Genomic DNA, 24,488 nt, shown 5'->3' with positions numbered 1-24,488 from the left:
CGGGAGTGTTGTTGGATTGTTAATGATGTAACCTTTCAGTTACCTTTCGGTTATTGAAAATGTGTTCAGGATGTGATTGGCGTCGCTTAAAAAACCGACCATTCCTGAGGGACAATAACCGTCAGGCAGGTACCGGAAGGAGAAAGGCAATGTGGAGGCAGGCTGGCGGCGATGCGACTGTTACTGGTTGAGGATCATCCTGAACTGGCTCACTGGCTGGAAAAAGCCCTGAGCGAGGCGGGATTCGCGGTGGATCGGGTCGGCGATGGCGTGGCGGCGGACCAACTGTTGCTGCAGGAAAGCTATGCACTGGTGGTGCTGGATGTGTCATTGCCGCGTATGGACGGCCTGGCGCTGCTGGCGCGGTTGCGTAAGCGCGGCCAGAATCTGCCGGTGCTGCTGCTGACGGCCCGCGCCAGCGTGGCGGATCGGGTCAGGGGGCTTAATCTGGGCGCGGATGATTACCTTACCAAGCCGTTTGAACTGGCCGAGCTGGAAGCGCGGTTGCGCGCGCTGCTGCGGCGCAGTCAGGGGCAGATACAGGAAGTGCAGCGGTTGGGCGATCTCTGCTGGCACGATGAGGGCTATTTTCTGCTGCAGGAAAAACCGCTGGCGTTGACGCCGCGGGAGCAGGCGGTGCTGCATACGCTGATGCAGCGTCGCGGCCGCCCGGTGTCGCGGCAGTATCTGTATGAGCAGGTGTTTACCCTGACGGACGACGCCAGCCCGGACAGTCTGGATTTGTACGTGCACCGTATTCGCAAAAAACTGGTGGGTAGCGATGTGATGATCGTCACGCTGCGTGGGTTGGGATATAGCCTGGAATGTCAGCATGCTGAAAGTTAATTCGCTGCGCGGCCAGTTGATGCTGTATCTCGTCGTGCCGATGGCGCTGCTGTGGGCATTGTCGGTCTGGAGTCACTATCACAGTGCGAAAGCGGCGGCGACGCAGGCTTACGATCGCACCCTGCTGGCTTCGGCGCGCACGGTGGCGGAACGGCTGACGGTGCGCAACGGGCAACTGGCGGTGGATGTGCCCTGGGTGGTGCTGGACAGCTTTGAGCGCAACATGAACGACCGGCTCTATTATCAGGTGCTGACCCCGCAGGGCAACACCCTCTCCGGTTATGACGACCTGCCGCCGCTGCGCCGCGGCATGCCGTTATCCCGTGATTATCCGGCGCTGGCGCATTTTTATGACGCCCGCTATCACGGGAGTGCCATCCGGGTGGCGGCGTTGTGGCAGCCGGTCCATGAGTCCGGCGTGGAGGGCATGGTGCTGATTCTGGTGGCGGAAACGCTGAGTTCCCGCGAAGCCTTCGCGCACCGGCAACTGCTGACCGCGGCTCTCAGCCAGAGCGCGCTGGTTCTGCTGGCCCTGGTGCTGGTGCTGCTGTTGTTCCGCAAACTGTTGCGACCGCTGCGTCAGCTGTCCGGCGTGATGGCGCGCCGCGAACCGGGAGATCTGACGCCGTTGCCGCCGCTATTGCCCTGGTCGGAAATGCAGCCGTTGCTGGTGGCGTTCAACCGTTATATCGGGCGGCTCAGCGGACTGGTGCAACGGCAGGAGCGTTTTGGCGCGGATGCGGCCCATCAGCTCAGAACGCCGCTGGCGGTGCTGAAGACCCAGGTCGGCGTGGCGCTGAACAGCTCGCAGCCTGCGCAGTGGCGCGATAGCCTGACCGGTATGAGCGCCACGCTGGACAGCACCATCCGGTTAACCGATCGCCTGCTGCAACTGTCGCGGCTGAGGGCGCAGGACAGCAAAGAGCACACCTGGCAAACGGTGGATTTGGCCGAGCTGGTGCGCGACGTCTGTTTTTCCCGTTTACCGCTGGCGCGCAGCCGGCGGATCGATCTGGGCTACGAAGGCAATGAGCGCTGCCTGATTCGCGGCGAGCCGCTGCTGCTGGCGGAATTGTGCGCTAACTTACTTGATAATGCGCTGAAATACACGCCATCAGGCGGGATCGTGACCGCCCGAGTGCAGGCGCAACAACTGGACGTGGAAGACAGCGGCCCCGGTATCCCGCCGGCCGAGCGCGAGCAGGCGATGAGGCCGTTTCACCGGCTGGATAATCATGGTGGTCTGCCGGGCGCCGGATTGGGGCTGGCGCTGGTCAGGGATATCGCCCGCTGGCATCGTACCCAGGTTCAGTTGCTGGACAGCCCGACGCTGGGCGGGCTGCGGGTGCGAATCGTGTTTGGCGAGCCGCCGGCCTGATAAGGCGTCGTGGTACCAGGATGTGCTGCGTGGCCCGTAAAGCAGTCGTCTTTGCAAAGCAGCCGTCTGCCGCCTGGATAACGGTTTCTGCGACCCGCATCATGCAAGATTACGGGCCGGCGCCGCACCCGTCGTCAGTGTTCCCGCTTGCCGGTTTGTGGCAGAATAATGCCCTTCGTTTCATCGCGGCGGCGCGGGTGTCGTCAGCGGTCTATCAGGAAAGCCAACGTGAAAATCCTAGTTGATGAAAATATGCCTTACGCGCAGACGCTGTTCAGCCGTCTGGGCGAGGTTACGGCGGTGCCGGGGCGGCCGATTCCGACGGATGCTCTTAACGGGGCGGATGCTTTGATGGTGCGCTCGGTCACCAAAGTGAACGCCGACCTGCTGACCGGCAAGGCGGTGAAATTTGTCGGTACGGCGACGGCGGGCACGGATCATGTCGATGAAGCGTTCCTGCGCCAACAGGGGATCGCGTTTTCCGCCGCGCCCGGTTGCAACGCGATTGCGGTGGTGGAGTATGTGTTTTCCGCCCTGCTGATGCTGGCGGAACGCGATGGCTTCGCGCTGACGGATCGTACCGTCGGCATTATCGGGGTGGGCAACGTGGGTTCTCGCCTCAATGACCGGCTGACGGCGCTGGGCGTGCGCACGTTGCTGTGCGACCCGCCGCGGGCGGATCGCGGCGACAGCGGGTCGTTCCTGTCGCTGGACGAGGTAGTGGAACAGGCCGATGTGCTGACCTTTCATACCCCGCTGCTGAAAGACGGCCCTTACGCCACCTGGCACAGCGTGAATGCCGCGTTGCTGGCGCGTCTGAAGGACGGCGCCATTCTGATCAACGCCTGTCGTGGTCCGGTGGTGGATAACGCCGCTTTGCTGGCGGCGTTGCAAGGTGGCCAAAACATCAGCGTCGTGCTGGACGTGTGGGAACCGGAGCCGGAATTGTCCATCGAATTGCTTGATCGGGTCGACATCGGCACCGCGCATATCGCCGGTTATACGCTGGAAGGCAAGGCGCGCGGCACCACCCAGGTGTTCGAAGCCTGGAGCCGTTTTATCGGTCAGCCGCAACAGGTCGCTTTGTCGTCGCTGCTGCCGGTGCCGGAACTGGCTGAAATAACCCTGACCGTGCCGCTGGATGAGCATCAGCTCAAACGGCTGGTGCATCTGGTGTATGATGTGCGCCGCGATGACGCCCTGCTGCGTCAGGTGGCGCACCTGTCCGGCGAATTTGACCGGCTGCGCAAGTTCTATCAGGAACGGCGCGAGTGGTCATCGCTGCATGTCGTCTGCGCCGATCGGGAGAGCGCAGACCGGCTGAACCGGCTGGGTTTTACCGCGTCGGTTAACGATCACTAATTTCCTGTATCAAAATCAGATTAATCCGGGCGGTGCGATCATCGTCCGGTGTGTTTTATTCATTATTGTTGGGGAGAACGATCACATGTCCAATGGCTGGAATATCGCGCTGCTGGGCGCGACCGGCGCCGTCGGCACCGCTTTGCTGGAGCTGTTGCAGGAACGTGAGTTTCCCGTGGGTGAGCTTTATGCGCTGGCGAGTGAAAACGGCGCCGGCGAGAGCCTGCGTTTTAGCGGCCGTTCGCTGCGGGTGGAAAACGCCGCGGATTTCGACTGGTCGCAGGTACAACTGGCTTTTTTCGTGGCCGGTATGGAAGCCAGCGCCCGCTATGCCGAAGCGGCGGGCAACGCCGGTTGTCTGGTGATTGACAGCAGTGGCCTGTTCGCGCTGGAGCCGGACGTGCCGCTGGTGGTGCCGGGCGTCAACCCGCACGTGCTGGCGGATTACCGCAACCGCAATATCGTGGCGGTGGCGGACAGCCTCACCAGCCAGTTGCTCACGGCGATCAAACCGCTGACGGAGCAGGCCGGGTTGTCGCGTCTGCATGTAACCACGCTGCTGTCGGTGTCGGCTCACGGCAAGGCGGCGGTGGATGATTTGGCCGGTCAAAGCGCCCGCCTGCTCAACGGCATTCCGGCTGAGCCGGGTCTGTTCCCGAAACAGCTGGCGTTCAACCTGTTGCCGCTGCTGGCGGATAGCGAAGGCAGCGTGCGCGAGGAGCGCCGGCTGGTGGATCAGGTGCGCAAGGTATTGCAGGACGACGGCCTGCCGATTTCGGTTAGCTGTGTGCAGTCGCCGGTGTTTTACGGCCATGCGCAGGTGGTGCATCTGGAGGCGCTGCGTCCGCTGTCTGCCGAGGAGGCGCGCGACGTGCTGGCGCAGGCGGGCGATGTGGCGCTGAGCGAGGAAGACGACTACCCGACGCAGGTGGAAGACGCCTCCGGCAATGTGCAGTTGAATATCGGCTGCCTGCGCAACGATTACGGCATTCCCGAACTGTTGCAGTTCTGGTCGGTGGCCGACAATATCCGTTTCGGCGGCGCGTTAATGGCGGTGGAAACCGCCGAGCGGCTGGTTGAGGAGTACCTGGGGTAATGACGGCGTTGCTGCATGCGGACGACGAGGCGCCGCTGAAAATCGCCCTGGGGATCGAGTATGACGGTAGCCGTTATTACGGCTGGCAGCGTCAGGCCGAGGTAGACAGCGTTCAGGGTTGCCTGGAGGCGGCGCTGTCTCAGGTAGCGAACGAGCGAATCGACGTCTTTTGCGCCGGTCGTACCGATGCCGGGGTACACGCCACCGGGCAGGTGGTGCATTTCACCACCCGGGCGGCGCGTAAAGATGCGGCCTGGACTATGGGCGTCAACGCCAACCTGCCGCCGGATATCGCGGTGCGTTGGGTGAAAACGGTGGATGATGCGTTTCATGCCCGTTTTAGCGCCACGGCCCGTCGTTACCGCTACGTGATTTATAACCGGCGTTTCCGGCCGGCGATCCTGTCGCGCGGCGTGACGCATTACTACCTGCCGCTGGATGCCGAGCGCATGCACCGCGCCGGCCAGTGCCTGCTGGGCGAGAACGATTTTACCTCGTTCCGCGCGGTGCAGTGCCAGTCGCGCACGCCCTGGCGCAACCTGATGCACCTGCGGGTGGCGCGTCAAGGGGACTATGTGGTGGTGGACATTAAGGCCAACGCGTTTGTGCATCATATGGTGCGCAACATTGTCGGCAGCCTGATGGAGATCGGGTGCGGCAACCAGTCGGAAAACTGGATGGCCGAATTGCTGGCGGCGAAGGATCGAACGCTGGCCGCCGCGACGGCGAAAGCCGATGGGTTGTATCTGGTTTCGGTGGATTATCCGCGGGAATTCGGTATTCCATGCGCGTCGATGGGGCCGCTATTTCTGCCGGATGAGGCGATTTAAGGGTAACTGGCGCGCCGTCAACGCACGGTGAAGTCGGCATTTGAACTGAATAAGGACGCGATTATGCTGGATTTTGTACGGTTTATCATTGATTTCATCCTGCACATTGATGTGCACCTGGCCGAGTTGGTGGCGCAGTATGGCGTGTGGATTTACGCGATTCTGTTCCTGATTCTGTTTTGCGAAACCGGCCTGGTGGTCACGCCGTTCCTGCCCGGCGATTCGCTGCTGTTTGTGGCGGGTGCGCTGGCCGCGTTGCCGACCAATGACCTGAATGTCCATCTGATGGTGGCGCTGATGGTGGTGGCCGCGGTGTTGGGCGATGCGGTGAATTACACTATCGGCCGGCTGTTCGGCGAGAAATTGTTCCGCAACCCCAACTCGCGCATTTTCCGGCGTAGCTATCTGGATCGCACCCACGCGTTTTATGAACGTCACGGCGGCAAAACAATAATTCTGGCGCGCTTTGTGCCGATTGTGAGAACATTTGCGCCCTTTGTCGCCGGGATGGGGCACATGCGTTACCGCGAGTTCGCCCTGTATAACGTGACCGGCGCGCTGCTGTGGGTGCTGTTGTTCACCTATGCCGGCTACTTGTTCGGCGATCTGCCGATAGTGCAGGAGAACCTGAAGTTATTGATCGTGGCGATCATCTTCATCTCCATTCTGCCGGGGTTGATCGAGTTCTGGCGGCATAAGCGCGCTATGACGCGGCAAAATATGAAATAAGTGGAAAATTATTTTAACATCCGGTTTGACCAGTTTTTTATCCACACGTCCGGATCGTTATGGTTTAATGAGCAGCATTTACGGCTGTGTTTGTATGAACACGCCTGAATGCCAATGTCTTATCCCGGCGTAGCCGGGGTGCGATATCGCTTTATCGACGGCGTTGCCAGGGATGGGGTAACGTGTAGCAGCGTACTGGCTGGTGCCAGGTTCAAGCAGAAAGGTTATCAATGAGCTGGATTGAACGAATTCTTAATAAAAGTAATGTCACGCCAACCCGCAAGGCGAATATTCCTGAAGGGGTGTGGACTAAATGTGACAGTTGCGGTCAGGTGCTTTACCGCGCCGAGCTGGAGCGCAACCTGGAAGTGTGTCCGAAATGTGATCACCACATGCGGTTATCCGCCCGGGCTCGTCTCCATGCGTTTCTGGACAAAGAAGGCATGGTGGAGCTGGGCAGCGAGCTGGAGCCCAAAGATGTCCTGAAGTTCAGGGACTCCAAAAAATACAAGGACCGTATCGCCGCGGCGCAGAAGCAGTCTGACGAGAAAGACGCCCTGATAGTGATGAAGGGCACGCTGTACGACATGCCGGTGGTTGCGGCTTCGTTCGAGTTCTCCTTCATGGGCGGTTCGATGGCGTCTGTCGTTGGCGCGCGGTTTGTCCGTGCCGTCGAGCAGGCGCTGGAAGACAATTGTCCGCTGGTTTGCTTCTCCGCCAGCGGCGGCGCCCGTATGCAGGAAGCGCTGATGTCGCTGATGCAGATGGCGAAAACCAGTGCGGCGTTGGCGAAATTGCGCGAACGCGGTCTGCCGTATATTTCGGTGCTGACCGACCCGACGATGGGCGGCGTATCCGCCAGTCTGGCGATGCTGGGCGATTTGAACATCGCCGAGCCGAAAGCGCTGATCGGTTTTGCCGGCCCGCGCGTTATTGAGCAGACGGTGCGCGAAAAGCTGCCGCCGGGCTTCCAGCGCAGCGAATTCCTGCTGGAAAAAGGTGCCATCGATATGATCGTCCGTCGTGCGGATATGCGCTACAAATTGGCGAGCATCCTGTCCCGGTTGACGAATCGCCCGGAGCCGCAGGAATCCGCCGTGGCGCGGTCGTCCGCCTCGCCTGAATCACAGAGTGAAGTCTAATCAATGATAAACCGGGAGCAGGGCGGCATCGTTGCCGTGTTCCCGGCAGCAATCAACCGTAAGTCAGTGAACGGGACTCATGGACAATCTTCAGACACCTCAAGCCACGTCGCCTCTGGCCACGTGGCTTAACTATCTTGAACACCTACACTTTCAGACCATCGACCTCGGTCTGGATCGCATCCAACTGGCGGCGGAACGCCTGCACCTGCTGCAACCGGCTCCTCGCGTGTTTACCGTGGCCGGCACCAACGGCAAAGGCACCACGTGCTGCACGCTGGAATCCATTTTGATCGCCGCCGGGCTGCGGGTTGGGGTGTACAGTTCACCACACCTGCTGCGTTATACCGAACGGGTGCGCATTCAGGGCCGCGAATTGCCGGAGTCCAGCCACGCCGAGGCATTTGCCGCGATCGAGGCTGGTCGCAACGGCACGTCGCTGACCTATTTTGAATTCGGCACGCTGGCGGCGCTGTGGTTGTTTAAGCAGGCGCAACTGGATGTGGTGATTCTGGAAGTCGGGCTGGGCGGCCGTCTGGATGCCACCAATATTGTTGATGCCGATGTCGCGGTCGTGACCAGCATCGCGCTGGATCACACCGACTGGCTGGGTAACGACCGGGAAAGCATCGGCCGCGAAAAGGCGGGAATTTTCCGTGGGAACCGGCCGGCCGTCGTGGGCGAACCGGATATGCCGGCATCGATTGCCGCCGTCGCGCAGGAAAAAGGCGCGCAGCTGTTCCGGCGCGGATCTGACTGGCAATTCTCATTGCAGGATGACGGCTGGCGTTGGCAGGGCGGCGATGTGCATTATGAAGGATTACCCGTTCCAACCGTTCCGCTGGCGAATGCGGCGACCGCTCTGGCGGCGCTGCAGGCCTCCGATATCACGCTGACCGTTGACGCCATTTATCAGGGGTTACGTCAGGCGCAATTGCCGGGACGTTTCCAGATTGTGAGCGAAAAGCCGTTGCTGATTCTGGATGTCGCGCATAATCCTCATGCCGCGGCCTATCTGGCCGCGCGGCTGGCTGATTTACCGCACGCCGGCCGGGTACGGGCGGTGATTGGTATGCTGGCGGATAAAGACATCCCCGGTACGCTGGCGCATCTTAAGCCGCAGGTGGATGTGTGGTATTGCGCTCCGCTGGAGGGGCTGCGCGGCGCCGATGCCGGGTTGCTGGCCACGCATCTGGAGAGCTGTACGTCATTCCCGGATGTTGCGACGGCCTGGCGGCAGGCGATGCAGGACGCCGGCGAAGATGATGTAGTCATTGTTTGTGGTTCTTTCCATACTGTCGCGCATGTGATGGAAGCGCTGGACGGGAGCGGAACGCATGGCGAGTAAATTTCAGAATCGCCTGGTAGGAACGGTTGTACTGGTGGCGCTGGGGGTGATCGTGCTTCCCGGCCTGCTGGATGGTAAGAAAAAACATTATGAAGATGATTTTGCCGCTATCCCGTTAGTTCCCAAACCGGGCGATACACTGGAAGCGGAGTCGATGCCGCCGATAAATCAGTCGTTGTCGGCCCAGCCGCCCGAAGGGGCCGAGGCGGCGATGCAGAGTAAGAATGAGTCCACCGCTGAAGAGCCGGATTCAACGCAATCCTCCGCTCGTCACGGTGCGTCTCAGCCGTCGTCTTCCCGCCCGGCCGCAACGCCGGCGCCGGTGGTGACCGAACCACGCCCGCCGGTACAGCAAGTGGCACCGCCGGCGATGAAGGCGCAACCGGCCAAGCCTGAAGTCAAAAAACCGGAAACCCGGCCGAAGCCCGAGGCGAAAGCCCGAGGCGAAAGCGGCTGAAAGTGCGGCTGAAAGTAAACCGGTCGACACTCGCGTGGCGGAAGCTAAAACGGAAAACAAGGCGCCGGAAAGCAAACCGACGCCTCAGGAGCAGCAGGCGCCGGCCGGTCAGGCTTTTGTGGTGCAGTTGGGCGCGCTGAAGAATGCCGATAAGGTCAATGAGATTGTCGCCAAGCTGCGTCTGTCCGGTTATCGGGCCTATACCGTGCCGTCGGCGCCGGTGGCGGGGCAGATTACCCGTATCTACGTCGGGCCGGATGCCTCGAAGCAGAAACTGCAGTCGGCGCTGGGCGAGCTGCAGCAGCTTAGCGGTCTGAGCGGGCAAGTCCGGTCGTACAGCGCGCGCTAAGGCGACGAATCAGGAATACCAGCAGGGGTAGGGGAGCGAAGCGACCTTGCCCCTTTATTTTGTGGGCGGAACACGGGGGCGTCATCGGCGGCGCGCGATGGACAAGGGCGCTATCCGCGTGGCGGCGAAAGGTTTTTTTTATTTCTTCGCCTATCGAAAAAATCGGCGGGAAATACGCTACGCAAACGTTTTCTTTTTCTGTTAGAATGCGCCGCGAACAGGATGACCGGCGCTGCGATTGTCATCGTTCATTATTAGGATAGTTCATGGTTTGGGTTGATTACGTCATTATCGGTATTATCGGATTCTCGGCTCTGGTCAGTCTCATCCGGGGGTTTGTACGTGAAGCGCTGTCACTGGTGACCTGGGGGGCGGCGTTCTTTATCGCCAGCCACTACTATGCCTATCTCGCGGTCTATTTCACGCGGTTTAATGATGAGCTGGTGCGCAACGGTATCGCCATTGCCATTCTGTTTGTTGCGACGTTGATTGTGGGCGCTATCGTTAATTATGTGATCGGTTCGCTGGTTGAACGCACCGGATTGTCAGGCACTGACCGGGTACTGGGCATTTGCTTCGGTGCATTGCGCGGTGTGCTGATTGTCTCCGCGCTGCTGTTCTTTCTGGATACCTTCACCGGTTTTTCACAGAGTGCTGACTGGAAGCAGTCCCATTTAATCCCGCAGTTCAGTTATATCATCAGGTGGTTTTTTGACTACCTGCAAAGCACGTCGAGTTTCTTGCCGCGGCACATCTAGCCGCGGTAGCGCTGATGAGGAAAAGACCACATGTGCGGTATTGTCGGTATCGCCGGTTTTACACCGGTCAACCAGTCGATTTATGACGCGTTAACGGTGTTGCAGCACCGTGGGCAGGATGCCGCGGGCATCGTCACCATTAATGATGCCAACTACTTTCGCCTGCGCAAAGCTAATGGCCTGGTGAAAGATGTGTTTGAAGCCCGGCACATGCAGCGGTTGCAGGGCAACATGGGGATTGGCCACGTGCGCTATCCCACCGCAGGCAGCTCCAGTGCCTCAGAGGCTCAGCCGTTTTACGTCAATTCCCCATTTGGGATTACGCTGGCTCATAACGGTAACCTGACCAACGCCCACGAACTGCGCAAAAAGCTGTTTGAAGAAGGGCGCCGTCACGTCAATACCACCTCGGATTCCGAAATCCTGCTGAACGTGTTCGCCAAAGAGCTGGATCGTTTTCAGCACTATCCGCTGGAAGCGGACAATATTTTCGCCGCCGTGGCGGCGGTGCATCAGCAGATTCGCGGCGCTTATGCCTGCATCGGCATGATCATCGGTCACGGTATGGTGGCGTTCCGTGATCCGAACGGCATTCGCCCGCTGGTGATCGGCAAGCGCGAGCTGCCGGATGGCCGCAACGAATACATCGTGGCGTCGGAAAGCGTGGCGCTGGATACGCTGGGCTTTGAGTTTTTGCGCGATGTGGCGCCGGGCGAAGCGGTATACATTACCGAGAACGGCCAGCTGTTCACTCGTCAATGCGCAGAAAACCCGAAGAGCCACCCGTGCCTGTTCGAATATGTCTATTTCGCCCGTCCCGATTCCTTTATTGACAAAATTTCGGTCTACAGCGCCCGCGTGCGCATGGGCCAGAAACTGGGCGAGAAGATTGCCCGTCAGTGGGAAGAGCTGGATATCGACGTGGTGATTCCGATTCCGGAAACGTCCTGCGATATCGCGCTGGAAATCGCCCGCATCATCAACAAGCCGTACCGTCAGGGGTTTGTGAAGAACCGCTATGTCGGCCGTACCTTTATCATGCCGGGCCAGCAAACCCGCATTAAATCGGTACGCCGCAAGCTGAACGCCAACCGGGCGGAGTTCCGCGGTAAGAACGTGTTGCTGGTGGACGACTCCATCGTGCGCGGCACGACTTCTCAGCAGATCGTGGAGATGGCGCGTGAAGCCGGCGCTCGTCGGGTTTATCTGGCCTCGGCCGCGCCGGAGATCCGTTTCCCGAATGTGTACGGTATCGATATGCCGAGCGTCAACGAACTGATCGCTCACGGCCGCGAAGTGGAAGAGATTCGGAAGATCATCGGCGCCGATGCGCTGATTTTCCAGGATCTGGATGACCTGATCGAGGCGGTGCGCGAAGACAACCCGGAAATCGTTCAGTTTGAATGTTCGGTATTCAACGGCGTCTATGTCACCAAAGACGTGGATCAGGACTACCTGGACTATCTGGAGGCACTGCGTAACGACGATGCCAAGGCGATGCGCAGCCAGAATGAAGTCGAAGATTTGGAAATGCACAACGAAGGGTGATAATTGATCGCCGCTCGTGGTTAAAAAAGGGAGCGCAGGCTCCCTTTTTTTGTCGCTGTTATTCTTGCCAATCCTCCGGTGATGCGGCAAAGTCAGCGCACATGTTTTGCCGTCTCTGTTGCGGTGGGTCTGAGAGGTGAGAATGAAGCGACTGATTGTCGGTATTTCCGGCGCCAGCGGCGTGATATACGGGGTGCGGTTGTTGCAGGTGCTGCAGCCGGTTGCCGGGATTGAAACCCACCTGGTGATGAGCCCGGCGGCCCGGCAAACGCTATCGCTGGAGACGGATTTGACCGTGCGCGATGTACAATCGCTGGCCGATGTGGTGCACGATTCCCGCGATATCGCCGCCAGCATCTCGTCAGGCTCGTTCAAAACGGCCGGTATGGCGATTCTTCCCTGTTCTATCAAGACCCTATCCGGCATTACCCATAGTTATACCGACAGCCTGCTGACCCGTGCGGCGGACGTGGTGCTGAAAGAGCGTCGCCCGCTGGTATTGTGCGTGCGGGAAACGCCGCTCCACCTCGGTCATCTGCGCTTGATGAACGCCGCCGCCGAAATGGGCGCGGTGATCATGCCGCCGGTGCCCGCATTTTATCACCGCCCACAAACTGTGCAGGATATCGTCGATCAGACCGTCAATCGGGTGATTGATCAGTTTGACATTGCGCTACCCCAGGATCTGTTTACGCGCTGGCAGGGCGCGTAAACACCTCATTTGTAATAACAAGCCATGCCGTCACGTCGCCGGTCTGCCCGGCGCAGATGTGATGTTTTGCACCTTTTTGTGGCGCGTTGTTTTTTATGGTGCGCCGATATGCACCAATATTGTGCAAAAAATGCAAATCACCGTTGCCTGACTGCTTATCCCGATAGCATGAGTTGACATAATTCATTGATTACATTGATGCGACTATCATGATCACCACACCTGATTTTATGCAGAATTGCATATTCTTTATGGCATAAAATTTGCTATGTTTTGACAAACAACGTGCGGATTAACGCACACGGCAAACGTATTCATCACAACCATTTCGCGGTCAGATTTCACTAATCACTTAGGCATACACAATCATAAAATAAGGGTAACGCAATGAAAAAAATGTTGAAACTTTTGCCCCTGGCGTTGGTATTCGCAGCAGGCAGTGCCCTCGCCGAGGTTCCGAAAAACATCAAGATTGGCACCGACCCTACTTATGCACCGTTTGAATCCAAAGACGCCAGCGGCCAACTGGTCGGGTTTGATATCGATCTGGCAAAAGAGTTGTGCAAACGCATCGAGGCAAACTGCACGTTCGTCGAGAGTGATTTTGACGCGCTGATCCCGTCGCTGAAAGCAAAGAAAATCGACGCCATTATTTCTTCCCTGTCGATTACTGAGAAACGCCAGCAGGAAATCGCCTTTACGGACAAACTGTACGCGGCTAATGCCCGCCTGATCGCCAAAAAGGGATCGCCGATTCTGCCGACGCTGGAGGCGCTGAAAGGTAAGCGTGTCGGCGTACTGCAGGCATCCACGCAGGAATCTTACGCCAACCAGTACTGGCAGCCGAAAGGCGTCGATGTCGTCGCCTATCAGAATCAGGATCTGATCTATGCCGACCTGACCGCCGGCCGTATCGACGCTGCGTTCCAGGATGAAGTGGCGGGCAGCGAAGGCTTCCTGAAACAGGCCGCAGGCAAAGAGTACGCGTTTGCCGGCCCGGCGGTGAAAGACGACAAACTGTTCGGCGTGGGCACCGGCATGGGGCTGCGCAAGAACGAAACCGAACTGAAAGCCGCGCTGGATAAAGCCTTTGCGACCATGCGCAAAGACGGCACCTACGACAAGCTGGCCAAGAAGTACTTTGACTTCGACGTCTACGGCGAATAAACCGTCCTGGTTAACCTCAACCTCTGCCTGCTCCGTGCAGGCAGATGTGTGTCTTTTCTGAGCGGATTGATGTAATGCTTTATGGCTATTCCGAATTAATCATGGATGGCACGCGCATGACGCTGCAACTGGCGTTGTGCTCGCTGGTGCTAGCGCTGCTGATCGGTCTGGTGGGGGCGGCGGCAAAACTGTCGTCCAATCGAGTGTTGTCCGGCTGTTTTTCCGGCTACACCACCCTGATTCGCGGCGTGCCGGACTTGGTCCTGATGCTGCTGATTTTTTACGGTCTGCAGATGGTGCTCAACAGCCTCACCGAGACGCTTGGCCTGGATCAGATCGATATCGACCCGCTGGCGGCGGGGATTATTACGCTGGGATTTATTTACGGCGCTTATTTCACCGAAACCTTCCGCGGTGCTTATCTGGCGGTGCCGCGCGGCCAGATTGAGGCGGCGGTGGCGTTTGGTTTTACGCCGATGAAAGTGTTCCGCCGTATTATGTTTCCGTCGATGATGCGCTTTGCGCTGCCGGGAATCGGCAACAACTGGCAGGTGATTCTCAAATCGACCGCGCTGGTGTCGCTGCTTGGGTTGAGCGACGTGATAAAAACGACCCAACTGGCCGGAAAGGGAACCCATCATCCGTTCTTTTTCGCTATTGTGGCCGGCGTGCTGTATCTGATTTTTACCACCCTGTCCAACGGGGTGCTGTGGTGGCTGGAAAAACGCTACTCGCAGGGAGTCCGGAAAGTAAATTATGAGTGAGATTCTGCAACAATACTGGCAGGCCCTGCTGTGGAGCGACGGCTATCGCCTTACCGGGCTGGCGATGACGCTGTGGTTGCTGATTGTGTCGGTGACCATCGGCGGGTTGATGGCGGTTCCGCTGGCGGTAGCCCGCGTTTCTCCCCGTCGTCGTTACCGGTTGCCGGTGTGGGCCTTTACCTATGTGTTTCGCGGCACGCCGCTGTATGTGCAACTGTTGGTGTTCTACTCCGGCGTGTACAGCCTGGAAATCGTGCGTGGCACCGATCTGCTGAACGCGTTTTTTCGCAGCGGCCTGAATTGCGCCATTCTGGCGCTGGCGCTCAATACCTGCGCCTATACCACTGAAATCTTCGCCGGCGCCATTCGTTCGGTGCCGCATGGCGAAATCGAAGCCGCGCGCGCCTACGGTTTTTCGCGTTTCAAACAGTACCGCTGTGTTATTTTGCCGGGCGCGTTGCGTATTGCGCTGCCCGCCTACAGCAACGAAGTCATCCTGATGCTGCATTCCACCGCGCTGGCCTTTACCGTAACGGTGCCGGATTTGCTGAAAGTGGCGCGCGACATCAATGCCGCCACCTACCAACCGTTTTACGCCTTTGGCATCGCAGGCGTGATGTATCTGGCGGTATCGTTCGTGCTGATCTCGTTGTTCAGAAAGGCCGAGCGCCGCTGGTTACGGCATCTTCATACCCGTTCATCCCATTAAACCGTGCAGGAACAGACAAAGCATGCAGAATAATAAGCTGATGGTGACGGAATTACGTAAGCGTTATGGTCAGCATGAAGTGCTGAAAGGCATTTCATTACAGGCTAAAGCCGGGGACGTTATTTCCATTATCGGGTCATCGGGGTCGGGTAAAAGCACCTTGTTGCGCTGTATCAACTTTCTGGAAAAACCCTGTGAAGGGTCGATCCATGTGAATGGTCAGGAAATTCACATGGTGCGAGACAAAGACGGACAGCTCAAGGTATTCGACAAGAAACAGCTACAGTTGCTGCGCACCCGGTTGACGATGGTATTCCAGCATTTCAACCTGTGGAGCTTCATGACCGCGCTGGAAAACGTGATGGAAGCGCCGGTGCAGGTGCTGGGGTTGAGCAAGGCGGAAGCCCGCAAACGAGCTGAGTTCTACCTGAACAAGGTGGGAATCACCGGCGCATCACAGGAAAAGTACCCCGCCGACTTGTCCGGCGGCCAGCAGCAGCGTGTGTCTATCGCCCGCGCGCTGGCAATGGAACCTGATGTGCTGCTGTTTGACGAACCAACGTCGGCACTGGATCCGGAACTGGTGGGTGAAGTGCTGCGCATCATGCAGCAACTGGCGGAAGAGGGTAAAACCATGGTGGTGGTGACCCATGAAATGGAGTTCGCCCGGCATGTCTCCAGCCATGTGATTTTCCTGCATCAGGGGCTGGTGGAGGAAGAAGGGCCGCCGGAGGCAGTGTTCGGCAACCCGCAAAGCCCGCGTTTGCAGCAGTTCCTGTCCGGCGCGCTGAAGTAACGTGCCGTACCGCCACGGCGCTCCCGCGCCGGTTGACCCGATCAGCCGGCGCGGGGATGCAGCAAATCGTTCAGCGCCTCTTCTAGTTCAAAGAAGCGAAAACCGAAACCGGCTTTCTCCAACCGTTGCGGAATCGCCCGTTGCCCACCTAGCAGTAACGTCGCCGCTTCGCCCATCAATATCCTGAGCGCCCAGCCGGGTGTGCGCATAAAGCCGGGGCGATCCAACGCGCTCGCCAGCATGGCGGAAAATTTCTCGTTACGCACCGGATAGGGCGACACCATGTTGAATGGGCCGCTCAGAATCGGGTTATCCAGCAGGTACAAAATAGCGTTGGTCATATCGTCAATGTGAATCCACGGCAGATATTGCTTGCCGGAGCCGATCGGACCGCCCAGCCCCAGCCGGAAAACCGGCAGCATTTTCGCCAGCGCGCCGCCTTCGGTAGACAGCACCACGCCGGTGCGCAACAGGCCGACGCGGGTCTGGTCGCTTTCCGCTTCCAGCGCCAGCGCTTCCCAGCGAGCGCAGAGTTCATGGGTAAAATCGTCGTGGGGTGGTTCATCTTCGGTCACCAACGCTTGCCCCTGATCGCCGTAATAGCCGACGGCCGAGCCGGACAGCAACACCGCGGGCGGCGTTTGACTTTGGCGAATCAACTGCGTCAGCTGGCGGGTAATATCCCAGCGGCTCTGGCACAGTCGCGCCTTTTGGGCTTTGGTCCAGCGTTTATCGGCGATCGGCTCACCCGCCAGATTGATGACGCCGTCGAAACCGTCCAGCGAGGTCTGTTCCTCCAGTCCACGCCAGTAATCGACCTGAGCGCCCCACAGTCGTCGCGCGCGTTCTGGAGATCGGGTTACTACGGTTACCTGATGTGACAGGGACAGCAAACGCGCAATCAGATGACGTCCAATAAGGCCGGTTCCCCCGGTGATCAGTAACTTCATAGCTGGCCTCGCTTCGTATCTCAGGTTATTCCCTTCCGTCGGGCAGTTGTACTAGGCCCACTGGAACACCGTCTCTCCATCTCGGTTTCAGCATAGATGATTCGCTTTCGCCTGCCGGTGATATTAACCACATCTCAGGGAACTTTTATCAGCGGAACAAGCACTTTCCAAACCAATAGCATAGCGTGACAGGATGACAGCAAATAGCGTGATGGCAGTAAATAATCGAGGGGAAATCACGCCCGGTAAACCGGGCGTGGCGGCAAGCCGGATCAGACTTTCGCCGCGAGCTGGTAGGCGCGCTGCGTGGCCGGGCGCTCACGGATGCGCTCAAACCAGCTTTTCACCGCCGGGAAGGCGTCAATATCGATGCGCTGACGATCGTGTAATACAACCCACGGATAGGTGGCGATGTCGGCAATGCTGTACTCATTGCCCGCCAGCCAGGCGTGGTCATGCAGTTGTTTATTTAGCACCCCATACAGCCGCTCCGTTTCCTTCTGGAAGCGGTCGATAGCGTAAGGCACCGGCTGGGGCGCATAGTGGTTGAAGTGATGGTTTTGCCCCAGCATCGGCCCGAAACCGGCCATCTGCCAGAACAACCATTGCAGGGTGTCGGCGCGCTCCCGTACGTCGGCGCTCAATAGCTTGCCGGTTTTTTCGGCCAGATAGAGCAGAATGGCTCCGGATTCGAACAGGCTGATCGGCGCGCCCCGATCGGCGGGCTGTTGATCCACGATAGCAGGGGTCTTGTTGTTGGGGGAAATCGCCAGGAATTCGGGTTTGAACTGCTCGCCCGCGCCGATATCCACGCGATGCAGTTGATAAGGTAACTGTGCTTCTTCCAGGAACAAGGTGATTTTGTGACCGTTCGGGGTAGGAGCGTAGTACACGTCAATCATGAATTATCTCTCCATAGGGGCATCATCAGCCAGAGACTGAGGACTCTGAAAAACAGTGGGCAGGTGAAAGCCTAGCACTTTCCCGGATAAAACATAAATAACCGTTATGGCTGTTCTTTTCCTTTCATACAGATAACCGCGTCATGGTGAATCTGGCCGGAAACGCAATAAGCCAATAATTTTGACCAGTGATGACAGGGGTTTTTGGTACTATAGCGGGACCGAATCTTCTCACGTATCGGGATGGAACCATGAAACTGATGTTTGCGTCTGACCTGCATGGCTCGCTGTCTGCCACCGAAACCCTGCTGGCTCGTTTTGAACAGAGCGGCGCCGACTGGCTAATCCTGCTGGGCGATTTTCTCAACCACGGCCCCCGCAATCCATTGCCGGATCGTTACCAACCGGCGGACGTGGCGAACCTGCTCAACCGCTACGCTTCACAGATTATAGCGGTCCGGGGTAACTGCGACAGCGAAGTCGACCAGATGCTGCTGCAGTTTCCCATCACCGCGTCCTGGCAACAGGTGTTGTTGCCTGACAATCGCTTATTCCTGACCCATGGGCACTTGTATCACCCGGAAAAACGACCGCCGCTGCATGCCGGCGACGTGCTGGTGTTCGGCCATACCCATCTCCCGGTGGCCGAACGGCGTGATGATATTTTTTGCTTCAATCCCGGCTCCGTCAGCCTGCCGAAAGGCGGTTATCCCGCCAGTTACGGCCTGCTGGATAACGGCGTGTTGCAGGTTGTGCCATTGCAGGGTGGGGAGACTATTGCGCAGGTCGCGATTAGCCACTAATTTAGACGCTACTCTCACATCACATCAATAATTCCAATATTTTTAAAAACTGATGCGCGTGACCGCGCCACGACGAAAGGGTTTCAGAGGATGGTGGAACAAACACAGACGGCAGGCACGGAGTGGGTCGACATCGTTGATGAAAACAACGAGGTTATCGCCCAGTCGAGTCGCCAGCAGATGCGCGCTCAGCACCTGCGGCACCGTGCTACCTATATTGTTGTACATGATGGCATGGGCAAGATTTTGGTCCAGCGCCGCACCGAAACCAAAGATTTTTACCCCGGCTGGCTGGATGCAACCGCAGGCGGCGTGGTGCAAAGCGGCGAAAATCTGCTGGAATCGGCGCGCCGTGAAGCGGAAGAGGAGCTGGGAATCGCCGGCGTGCCGTTTGCCGAACACGGTCTGTTTTACTACGAAAGCGATGACTGCCGGGTATGGGGCGCGCTGTTCAGCTGCGTCATGCATGGCCCGTTTGCCCTGCAGGCGGAAGAGATTGACGAAGTCAGTTGGCTGACGCCGGAGGAGATTACCGCGCGCTGCGATGAGTTCACCCCGGATTCGCTCAAGGCATTGTCGCTATGGCTAAGCCGCAACAGCGGCAGCAACGACTATGTCAAACCGCAGCGAGTTGCGTCACGATCCCAGAACGATGATGATTCGGCCGGAACGGAAGATCGCGATGCGGTAGAAGAAGAGCATTGAGTTTGGTTGTGCCGAAAGATTACCCATAAAAAAACGCCAGCATTTGCTGGCGTTTTTGCTTCGGTGTTACCGGCGTAGCGAAAGGCGCGCCGGTAATGCCGTCGATCAGGCGATCTGGGTGGCCTGAATGGCGGTCAGCGCTACGGTGTAGACAATGTCGTCCACCAGTGCGCCGCGGGACAGGTCGTTAACCGGCTTGCGCATGCCTTGCAGCATCGGCCCGATGGAGATCAGGTCGGCGGAACGCTGTACCGCTTTGTAGGTGGTGTTGCCGGTGTTGAGGTCCGGGAACACGAACACGGTGGCTTTACCCGCAACCGGTGAGTTCGGCGCTTTAGACAGTGCCACGTCGGCCATGATGGCGGCGTCGTACTGCAGCGGACCGTCGATCACTAGATCCGGACGTTTTTCCTGCGCCAGACGGGTCGCTTCGCGGACTTTATCCACATCGCTGCCGGCGCCGGAGTTACCGGTCGAGTAGGAGATCATCGCCACGCGCGGTTCGATGCCGAAAGCGGCGGCGGAGTCGGCGGACTGGATAGCGATTTCAGCCAGCTGTTCAGCGGTCGGATCCGGGTTGATGGCGCAGTCGCCATACACCAGCACCTGTTCCGGCAGCAGCATGAAGAACACGGAAGATACCAGCGAGCTGCCCGGTGCGGTTTTGATCAACTGCAACGGCGGACGGATGGTGTTGGCGGTAGTGTGAACCGCGCCGGATACCAGACCGTCTACTTCGCCTTGTTCCAGCATCAGGGTGCCCAGCACCACGTTGTCTTCCAACTGTTCGCGGGCGACCACTTCGGTCATGCCTTTGCTCTTACGCAGTTCGACCAGACGCGGGACATAGCGCTCACGAGCCTCGACCGGATCGACGATCTCGATGCCTTTGCCCAGCTCAACGCCCTGTGCAGCCGCGACGCGCTGAATTTCATCCGGGTTGCCCAGCAATACGCATTGCGCGATGCCGCGCTCGGCGCAGATGGACGCCGCTTTAACGGTACGCGGCTCGTCGCCTTCCGGCAGCACGATGCGTTTGCTGGCCTGACGCGCCAGTTCGGTCAGCTGATAGCGGAACGCCGGCGGAGACAGACGGCGTGAACGCTCGGAGGTGGCGGTCAGCGAATCGATCCACTGGGTATCGATATGGCGTGCCACGTATTCCTGCACTTTTTCCACGCGCTCGTGGTCGTCGGCCGGCAGTTCCAGGTTGAAGCTCTGCAGGTTCAGCGAGGTCTGCCAGGTGTTGGTGTTGACCATGAATACCGGCAGGCCGGTCTGGAAGGCGCGTTCGCACAGCTTGCTGATGGCCGGGTCGATTTCGTAACCGCCGGTCAGCAGCAGAGCGCCGATTTCAACACCGTTCATGGCGGCCAGGCAGGCGGCAACCAGTACGTCCGGACGGTCGGCGGAGGTCACCAGCAGCGAACCCGGGCGGAAATGTTCCAGCATATGCGGAATGCTGCGGGCGCAGAAGGTCACCGATTTCACGCGACGGGTCTGAATGTCGCCGGCGTTGATAACGCGTGCGTTCAGGTGGTTAGCCATGTCGATGGCGCGGGTAGCGATCAGATCAAAGCTCCACGGCACGCAGCCCAGAATCGGCAGCGGGCTGTTGGCAAACAGCAGCTTCGGATCGACATTGGCGACGCTGGCTTTGGTGGAGTCGTCGAAGATTTCGGACAGATCAGGACGGGTGCGACCCTGCTCATCCACCGGTGCGTTCAGTTTGTTGATGATAACGCCGGTGATGTTTTTATTCTTGCTGCCGCCGAAGCTGGAACGGGCGATGTCGATGCGCTCTTTCAACTGTGCCGGGGAATCGTTGCCCAGCGCCAGTACGAAGACGATTTCCGCGTTCAGCGTTTTGGCGATTTCATAGTTCAGCGCGTTGGCGAACTGATGTTTGCGGGTCGGCACCAGGCCTTCCACCAGCACGACTTCAGCGTCTTTGGTGTTTTCGTGATAGCGGGCGATGATTTCTTCCAGCAGCACGTCCTGCTGGTTGCTGCTCAGCATCGACTCCACATAGCTCATCGTCAGCGGCTCGGCGGCCGGAATGGCGGAGGTGGCGCGGACGATGGTAGTGGTCTGATCCAGTGCGCTGTCACCGGAACGCGGCTGTGCGATCGGCTTGAATACGCTCAGGCGCACGCCTTTTTGTTCCATGGAACGAATGACACCCAGGCTGACGCTGGTCAGGCCCACGCTGGTGCCAGTAGGAATCAACATGATTGTACGGGACACGGCTTAACCTCTGTTTGCGGTTGCTCGTTGTTCAAAAACGATGCTTCTAAAACAACTCCGTCAGCCGAAGCTGACGGAGTGGGGAGACTTATCAGGCGGTCAGGCGCAGCGCGTCCTGAGCGATGACCAACTCTTCGTTGGTCGGGATAACCAGCGCCGGGCGGGCGCCGTCTTTGGCGATGTTGCCGCCTTTGCCGAAACGGGCGGCCAGGTTGCGTTCGTGGTCGACTTCAAAGCCCAGCAGGCCCAGCTGCTTCAGCGTCAGCTCACGCACCATCGCCGCGTTTTCGCCGATGCCGCCGGTGAAGATCACCGCGTCCAGACGACCTTCCATCAGCGCAGAGTAAGAACCGATGTACTTCGCCAGACGATGGCAGTACACGTTCATGGCGCGTTTAGCGTCTTCCTTGGTTTCGTAGTTGTCTTCCACATAACGGCAGTCGCTGGTGACTTCAGTCAGACCCAGCAGGCCGGATTCTTTGGTCAGCAGCTTGTTGATGCTGTCTACGCTCATGCCCAGAGAATCGTGCAGGTGGAATACTACCGCCGGGTCGATATCGCCGCTGCGGGTACCCATCACCAGACCTTCCAGCGGAGTCAGACCCATAGAGGTATCCACGCACTGACCGTTGCGGATAGCGGTAACGGAACCGCCGTTGCCCAGGTGGCAGGTGATCACGTTCAGTTCGTCTACCGGCTTGTTCAGGGCTTTCGCCGCTTCACGGGAAACGAAGTAGTGGCTGGTACCGTGAGCGCCGTAACGGCGGATGTGGTGTTCTTTGTATAATTTGTACGGCAGGGCGTACAGGTAGGCTTCTTCCGGCATGGTCTGATGGAACGCGGTGTCGAAAACAGCGACATTCTTGTCTTTCAGGTTCGGGAACTCTTTCAGGGCTTCTGCGATGCCGATCAGGTGAGCCGGGTTGTGCAGCGGTGCGAACGGAACTGCGTCTTTGATGCCCTGCAGCACGTCGTCGTTGATAACCGCTGATTGCGTGAATTTCTCACCGCCATGTACGATACGATGACCAATCGCCACCAGTTGGGCGGACAGCTCCGGCTTCTGGCTGAGAATGGTGTTAACGATGAAACTCAGTGCTTCGCTGTGGGCGGCACCGGCACCCAGTGCAGCTTCCTGTTTACCGCCATCGATTTTCCATTTGATGCGCGCTTCAGGCAGGTTGAAACACTCGGCCAGGCCAGACAGGTATTCGTCTCCGCTGATGGCATCAATGATGGCGAACTTCAGGGAAGAACTGCCACAGTTAAGGACCAGTACTAACTTACTCGACATGGAAGTACCTACTTGTTATACATGGTTAAAAAAATGTCATACAACAGCCAGCGTAGCGCAGAAGGCGGTTGACATTTATGATTAACATCATGGCCGGGTGATATTTCCAGACATGACAGCGGAAAACGCCGATGTGGCAACCGCCCGGCAGCGGATTGAACGCTTCCGGCAAGGCGACATCGGCGCGACAAAAACGGCGGCAGCAGACACACATGGCGTTTGCTGCGCGCTGAATCAACAGTGGCCGGATTCGCCAGCCGACACGGCGAAACGCTGTCTGAAACAGCGGATGGCTAAACAGCGAGCACAAAACGGCGTCATACGGCTTTTTATCGCGGCCCAAAAGGCTATTTTAGGATACCGATAGCAATCATTAAACACAAAATATATTTTAAGCTTGTCAATTGCAGTTGGTGTTTTGTACAAAATTTTTATTTTTTATATGTGAAGTTGAGGTCGAGCATGACGACGAAACCCTCCGGTAAGACAGGATGGCTACAGCTGTTCCGTCTGGGCCAGCACTATATGAAAACCTGGCCGGCGGACAAACGTTTGGCGCCGGTGTTTCCTGAAAATCGCGTGGCGCGCGCCACCCGGTTTGCTATTCGTATCATGCCGCCGCTGGCCGTTTTTACCCTGACCTGGCAAATCGCGCTGGGCGGGCAGCTGGGGCCGAGTGTGGCTACCGCGCTGTTTGCCCTTGGTTTGCCGATGCAGGGACTCTGGTGGCTGGGGCGGCGTTCGGTCACGCCGTTGCCGCCTTCTTTATTACAGTGGTTTCATGAAATCCGTAATAAGCTGCTGGAGTCGGGAATGGCGCTGGCGCCGGTGGAAGGGCATCCCACTTATCAGATGCTGGCGGATGTGCTGAATCGTGCCTTCAGGCAGCTCGATAAGACGTTCCTGGACGATCTTTGATGTAAACCCGGTTTTTAGCCAAAGACGCTGACATTTTTTCCATTGGATTCTGTTTTAAATCAAGAAACGAACGCCAGCCAGTATGCGATTCTGCTGTCAATATCCCTTTAGCCGGAATCAGATTCAGGAGTGCACCATGGAAATGACTAATGCTCAGAGACTTATCCTGTCCAATCAGTACAAAATGATGACAATGCTGGATCCCGATAATGCGGAACGTTACCGCCGCCTGCAAACCATTATTGAACGGGGCTATGGGCTGCAAATGCGGGAACTGGATCGCGATTTTGGCGATTTGAATGAAGATGTGTGCCGTACCCTCATTAATATTATGGAAATGCATCACGCGCTGCAGGTTTCCTGGGCCAACCTGAAAGAGAAACCGGACATGGATGAGCGCCGTCTGGCGTTTCTTGGCTTTGATGCCGCCACCGAGGCGCGCTACCTCGGCTACGTGCGTTTCATGGTGCACGTGGAAGGGCGCTACCCCCACTTTGATTCCGGCACGCATGGCTTTAACTCACAGACCAAAATGTGGGATAAATACATCCGTATGCTGGCGATTTGGCAATCCTGTCCGCGTCAGTATCACCTGAGTGCGGTGGAGATCGCGCAAATCATCAATGCCTGATAAATTCAGGGCCGGGTAAGCCGGATAACGGTTCAGCCAGGTAATAG

25 protein-coding genes and 1 pseudogene are annotated in these 24,488 nt (G+C 58.1%); 21 read left to right on the top strand and 5 right to left on the bottom strand.

What is annotated here, in order from left to right:
- Positions 1–171: 171 nt before the first annotated feature.
- The 13 genes and pseudogenes from tctD to DDA898_RS14635 all read left to right on the top strand — a co-directional run bounded on the left by tctD (position 172) and on the right by DDA898_RS14635 (position 12,555).
- Positions 172–846, top strand: a complete 675-nt coding sequence (gene tctD, locus DDA898_RS14695; protein WP_013318743.1) for a transcriptional regulator TctD — start codon at positions 172–174, stop codon at positions 844–846.
- Positions 833–2,224: a sensor histidine kinase gene (locus DDA898_RS14690; protein ID WP_038911561.1), complete on the top strand. Its 1,392-nt coding sequence runs from the start codon at positions 833–835 to the stop codon at positions 2,222–2,224. Before tctD ends, DDA898_RS14690 begins: the two co-directional genes overlap by 14 nt.
- A 29-nt stretch (positions 2,225–2,253) precedes the next feature.
- A complete protein-coding gene (locus tag DDA898_RS14685; protein WP_038911560.1) occupies positions 2,254–2,469 on the top strand; it encodes a hypothetical protein in 216 nt (71 codons plus the stop codon).
- Entirely contained in the window at positions 2,453–3,586 is a 1,134-nt protein-coding gene (pdxB, locus tag DDA898_RS14680) for a 4-phosphoerythronate dehydrogenase PdxB (RefSeq protein ID WP_038911559.1), read from the top strand. Before DDA898_RS14685 ends, pdxB begins: the two co-directional genes overlap by 17 nt.
- 85 nt (positions 3,587–3,671) lie before the next feature.
- Positions 3,672–4,682 (top strand): aspartate-semialdehyde dehydrogenase, encoded by a 1,011-nt coding sequence (locus DDA898_RS14675; RefSeq protein ID WP_038901629.1) that lies wholly within the window; start codon positions 3,672–3,674, stop codon positions 4,680–4,682.
- Positions 4,682–5,512 carry a tRNA pseudouridine(38-40) synthase TruA gene (gene truA, locus DDA898_RS14670; RefSeq protein WP_038911558.1) on the top strand — a complete coding sequence of 277 codons (831 nt, stop codon included), beginning with the start codon at positions 4,682–4,684 and terminating at the stop codon, positions 5,510–5,512. Before DDA898_RS14675 ends, truA begins: the two co-directional genes overlap by 1 nt.
- A 63-nt stretch (positions 5,513–5,575) precedes the next feature.
- Positions 5,576–6,241 carry a DedA family protein gene (locus DDA898_RS14665; RefSeq protein ID WP_013318737.1) on the top strand — a complete coding sequence of 222 codons (666 nt, stop codon included), beginning with the start codon at positions 5,576–5,578 and terminating at the stop codon, positions 6,239–6,241.
- Between the two features lie 230 nt (positions 6,242–6,471).
- Positions 6,472–7,383 carry an acetyl-CoA carboxylase, carboxyltransferase subunit beta gene (gene accD / locus DDA898_RS14660; RefSeq protein ID WP_013318736.1) on the top strand — a complete coding sequence of 304 codons (912 nt, stop codon included), beginning with the start codon at positions 6,472–6,474 and terminating at the stop codon, positions 7,381–7,383.
- Between the two features lie 79 nt (positions 7,384–7,462).
- Positions 7,463–8,731, top strand: a complete 1,269-nt coding sequence (gene folC / locus DDA898_RS14655; protein ID WP_038911557.1) for a bifunctional tetrahydrofolate synthase/dihydrofolate synthase — start codon at positions 7,463–7,465, stop codon at positions 8,729–8,731.
- Positions 8,721–9,537: pseudogene (gene dedD, locus DDA898_RS14650) on the top strand (cell division protein DedD). The gene folC and the pseudogene dedD overlap by 11 nt, the downstream one beginning before the upstream one ends.
- A gap of 266 nt (positions 9,538–9,803) precedes the next feature.
- Positions 9,804–10,295 carry a colicin V production protein gene (gene cvpA, locus DDA898_RS14645; RefSeq protein WP_013318733.1) on the top strand — a complete coding sequence of 164 codons (492 nt, stop codon included), beginning with the start codon at positions 9,804–9,806 and terminating at the stop codon, positions 10,293–10,295.
- A 30-nt stretch (positions 10,296–10,325) separates the two neighbouring features.
- Positions 10,326–11,843 carry an amidophosphoribosyltransferase gene (gene purF / locus DDA898_RS14640; protein ID WP_013318732.1) on the top strand — a complete coding sequence of 506 codons (1,518 nt, stop codon included), beginning with the start codon at positions 10,326–10,328 and terminating at the stop codon, positions 11,841–11,843.
- 142 nt (positions 11,844–11,985) lie between these two features.
- Positions 11,986–12,555 (top strand): UbiX family flavin prenyltransferase, encoded by a 570-nt coding sequence (locus tag DDA898_RS14635; protein ID WP_038911555.1) that lies wholly within the window; start codon positions 11,986–11,988, stop codon positions 12,553–12,555.
- Here DDA898_RS14635 and DDA898_RS14630 read toward each other — a convergent pair.
- Positions 12,533–12,742, bottom strand: coding sequence for a hypothetical protein (locus DDA898_RS14630; protein ID WP_038911554.1), 210 nt, complete (start codon positions 12,740–12,742; stop codon positions 12,533–12,535). The two genes, DDA898_RS14635 and DDA898_RS14630, sit on opposite strands and share 23 nt — an antisense overlap.
- Positions 12,743–12,942: 200 nt before the next feature.
- On the opposite strand from DDA898_RS14630, the gene DDA898_RS14625 reads away from it, so the two are divergent.
- The 4 genes from DDA898_RS14625 (at position 12,943) to hisP (ending at position 15,991) form a co-directional block, all read left to right on the top strand.
- Positions 12,943–13,722, top strand: coding sequence for a lysine/arginine/ornithine ABC transporter substrate-binding protein (locus DDA898_RS14625; RefSeq protein WP_013318730.1), 780 nt, complete (start codon positions 12,943–12,945; stop codon positions 13,720–13,722).
- A 74-nt stretch (positions 13,723–13,796) separates the two neighbouring features.
- Complete coding sequence (locus DDA898_RS14620) at positions 13,797–14,486, top strand: histidine ABC transporter permease HisQ (protein WP_038901624.1); 690 nt, start codon at positions 13,797–13,799, stop codon at positions 14,484–14,486.
- Positions 14,479–15,195: an ABC transporter permease gene (locus DDA898_RS14615; protein WP_013318728.1), complete on the top strand. Its 717-nt coding sequence runs from the start codon at positions 14,479–14,481 to the stop codon at positions 15,193–15,195. Before DDA898_RS14620 ends, DDA898_RS14615 begins: the two co-directional genes overlap by 8 nt.
- Positions 15,196–15,217: 22 nt before the next feature.
- A complete protein-coding gene (gene hisP / locus DDA898_RS14610; RefSeq protein WP_013318727.1) occupies positions 15,218–15,991 on the top strand; it encodes a histidine ABC transporter ATP-binding protein HisP in 774 nt (257 codons plus the stop codon).
- A 41-nt stretch (positions 15,992–16,032) separates the two neighbouring features.
- Here the strand turns inward: hisP and DDA898_RS14605 are convergent, their stop codons facing one another.
- Both DDA898_RS14605 and yfcG read right to left on the bottom strand, forming a co-directional pair.
- Entirely contained in the window at positions 16,033–16,941 is a 909-nt protein-coding gene (locus tag DDA898_RS14605) for a TIGR01777 family oxidoreductase (RefSeq protein WP_013318726.1), read from the bottom strand.
- A 272-nt stretch (positions 16,942–17,213) separates the two neighbouring features.
- Positions 17,214–17,843, bottom strand: coding sequence for a GSH-dependent disulfide bond oxidoreductase (gene yfcG / locus DDA898_RS14600; RefSeq protein ID WP_038911553.1), 630 nt, complete (start codon positions 17,841–17,843; stop codon positions 17,214–17,216).
- 251 nt (positions 17,844–18,094) lie between these two features.
- Here yfcG and yfcE point away from each other — a divergent pair, with 251 nt between their 5' ends.
- Together yfcE and yfcD are read left to right on the top strand one after the other, a co-directional pair.
- Positions 18,095–18,646 carry a phosphodiesterase gene (gene yfcE / locus DDA898_RS14595; protein ID WP_038911552.1) on the top strand — a complete coding sequence of 184 codons (552 nt, stop codon included), beginning with the start codon at positions 18,095–18,097 and terminating at the stop codon, positions 18,644–18,646.
- Positions 18,647–18,736: 90 nt separating this feature from the next.
- Positions 18,737–19,351 (top strand): NUDIX hydrolase YfcD, encoded by a 615-nt coding sequence (gene yfcD, locus DDA898_RS14590; RefSeq protein WP_050570272.1) that lies wholly within the window; start codon positions 18,737–18,739, stop codon positions 19,349–19,351.
- Positions 19,352–19,456: 105 nt separating this feature from the next.
- Here the strand turns inward: yfcD and pta are convergent, their stop codons facing one another.
- The gene (gene pta, locus DDA898_RS14585; RefSeq protein ID WP_038911551.1) at positions 19,457–21,598 is read right to left on the bottom strand and encodes a phosphate acetyltransferase; all 2,142 of its coding nucleotides are present in this window, start codon (positions 21,596–21,598) and stop codon (positions 19,457–19,459) included.
- A gap of 91 nt (positions 21,599–21,689) precedes the next feature.
- Positions 21,690–22,892, bottom strand: a complete 1,203-nt coding sequence (ackA, locus tag DDA898_RS14580; protein ID WP_038901618.1) for an acetate kinase — start codon at positions 22,890–22,892, stop codon at positions 21,690–21,692.
- A gap of 462 nt (positions 22,893–23,354) precedes the next feature.
- Between ackA and yfbV the strand changes: the two genes are divergently transcribed.
- A complete protein-coding gene (yfbV, locus tag DDA898_RS14570; RefSeq protein ID WP_038911549.1) occupies positions 23,355–23,810 on the top strand; it encodes a terminus macrodomain insulation protein YfbV in 456 nt (151 codons plus the stop codon).
- Positions 23,811–23,946: 136 nt separating this feature from the next.
- Positions 23,947–24,441, top strand: a complete 495-nt coding sequence (locus DDA898_RS14565) for a YfbU family protein (protein WP_013318716.1) — start codon at positions 23,947–23,949, stop codon at positions 24,439–24,441.
- Positions 24,442–24,488 lie beyond the last annotated feature (47 nt).

It is taken from the genome of Dickeya dadantii NCPPB 898 (assembly GCF_000406145.1).
Classification (GTDB): Bacteria; Pseudomonadota; Gammaproteobacteria; order Enterobacterales; family Enterobacteriaceae; genus Dickeya; species Dickeya dadantii.
The sequence above is the reverse complement of the archived record's forward strand: the minus strand, read 5'-3'. Positions and strand labels throughout refer to the sequence as shown.

Excerpts from the sequence above, each read along its gene's own strand:
- yfcG (WP_038911553.1), bottom strand. The coding sequence starts at position 17,843 with ATGATTGACGTGTACTACGCTCCTACCCCGAACGGTCACAAAATCACC.
- DDA898_RS14565 (WP_013318716.1), top strand. The coding sequence starts at position 23,947 with ATGGAAATGACTAATGCTCAGAGACTTATCCTGTCCAATCAGTACAAA.
- folC (WP_038911557.1), top strand. The coding sequence starts at position 7,463 with ATGGACAATCTTCAGACACCTCAAGCCACGTCGCCTCTGGCCACGTGG.
- DDA898_RS14615 (WP_013318728.1), top strand. The coding sequence starts at position 14,479 with ATGAGTGAGATTCTGCAACAATACTGGCAGGCCCTGCTGTGGAGCGAC.
- yfbV (WP_038911549.1), top strand. The coding sequence starts at position 23,355 with ATGACGACGAAACCCTCCGGTAAGACAGGATGGCTACAGCTGTTCCGT.
- DDA898_RS14665 (WP_013318737.1), top strand. The coding sequence starts at position 5,576 with ATGCTGGATTTTGTACGGTTTATCATTGATTTCATCCTGCACATTGAT.
- DDA898_RS14675 (WP_038901629.1), top strand. The coding sequence starts at position 3,672 with ATGTCCAATGGCTGGAATATCGCGCTGCTGGGCGCGACCGGCGCCGTC.
- yfcD (WP_050570272.1), top strand. The coding sequence starts at position 18,737 with ATGGTGGAACAAACACAGACGGCAGGCACGGAGTGGGTCGACATCGTT.
- purF (WP_013318732.1), top strand. The coding sequence starts at position 10,326 with ATGTGCGGTATTGTCGGTATCGCCGGTTTTACACCGGTCAACCAGTCG.
- accD (WP_013318736.1), top strand. The coding sequence starts at position 6,472 with ATGAGCTGGATTGAACGAATTCTTAATAAAAGTAATGTCACGCCAACC.
- truA (WP_038911558.1), top strand. The coding sequence starts at position 4,682 with ATGACGGCGTTGCTGCATGCGGACGACGAGGCGCCGCTGAAAATCGCC.
- DDA898_RS14625 (WP_013318730.1), top strand. The coding sequence starts at position 12,943 with ATGAAAAAAATGTTGAAACTTTTGCCCCTGGCGTTGGTATTCGCAGCA.
- DDA898_RS14620 (WP_038901624.1), top strand. The coding sequence starts at position 13,797 with ATGCTTTATGGCTATTCCGAATTAATCATGGATGGCACGCGCATGACG.
- tctD (WP_013318743.1), top strand. The coding sequence starts at position 172 with ATGCGACTGTTACTGGTTGAGGATCATCCTGAACTGGCTCACTGGCTG.
- DDA898_RS14690 (WP_038911561.1), top strand. The coding sequence starts at position 833 with ATGCTGAAAGTTAATTCGCTGCGCGGCCAGTTGATGCTGTATCTCGTC.
- DDA898_RS14635 (WP_038911555.1), top strand. The coding sequence starts at position 11,986 with ATGAAGCGACTGATTGTCGGTATTTCCGGCGCCAGCGGCGTGATATAC.
- cvpA (WP_013318733.1), top strand. The coding sequence starts at position 9,804 with ATGGTTTGGGTTGATTACGTCATTATCGGTATTATCGGATTCTCGGCT.
- ackA (WP_038901618.1), bottom strand. The coding sequence starts at position 22,892 with ATGTCGAGTAAGTTAGTACTGGTCCTTAACTGTGGCAGTTCTTCCCTG.
- DDA898_RS14630 (WP_038911554.1), bottom strand. The coding sequence starts at position 12,742 with ATGAATTATGTCAACTCATGCTATCGGGATAAGCAGTCAGGCAACGGT.
- yfcE (WP_038911552.1), top strand. The coding sequence starts at position 18,095 with ATGAAACTGATGTTTGCGTCTGACCTGCATGGCTCGCTGTCTGCCACC.
- DDA898_RS14605 (WP_013318726.1), bottom strand. The coding sequence starts at position 16,941 with ATGAAGTTACTGATCACCGGGGGAACCGGCCTTATTGGACGTCATCTG.
- hisP (WP_013318727.1), top strand. The coding sequence starts at position 15,218 with ATGCAGAATAATAAGCTGATGGTGACGGAATTACGTAAGCGTTATGGT.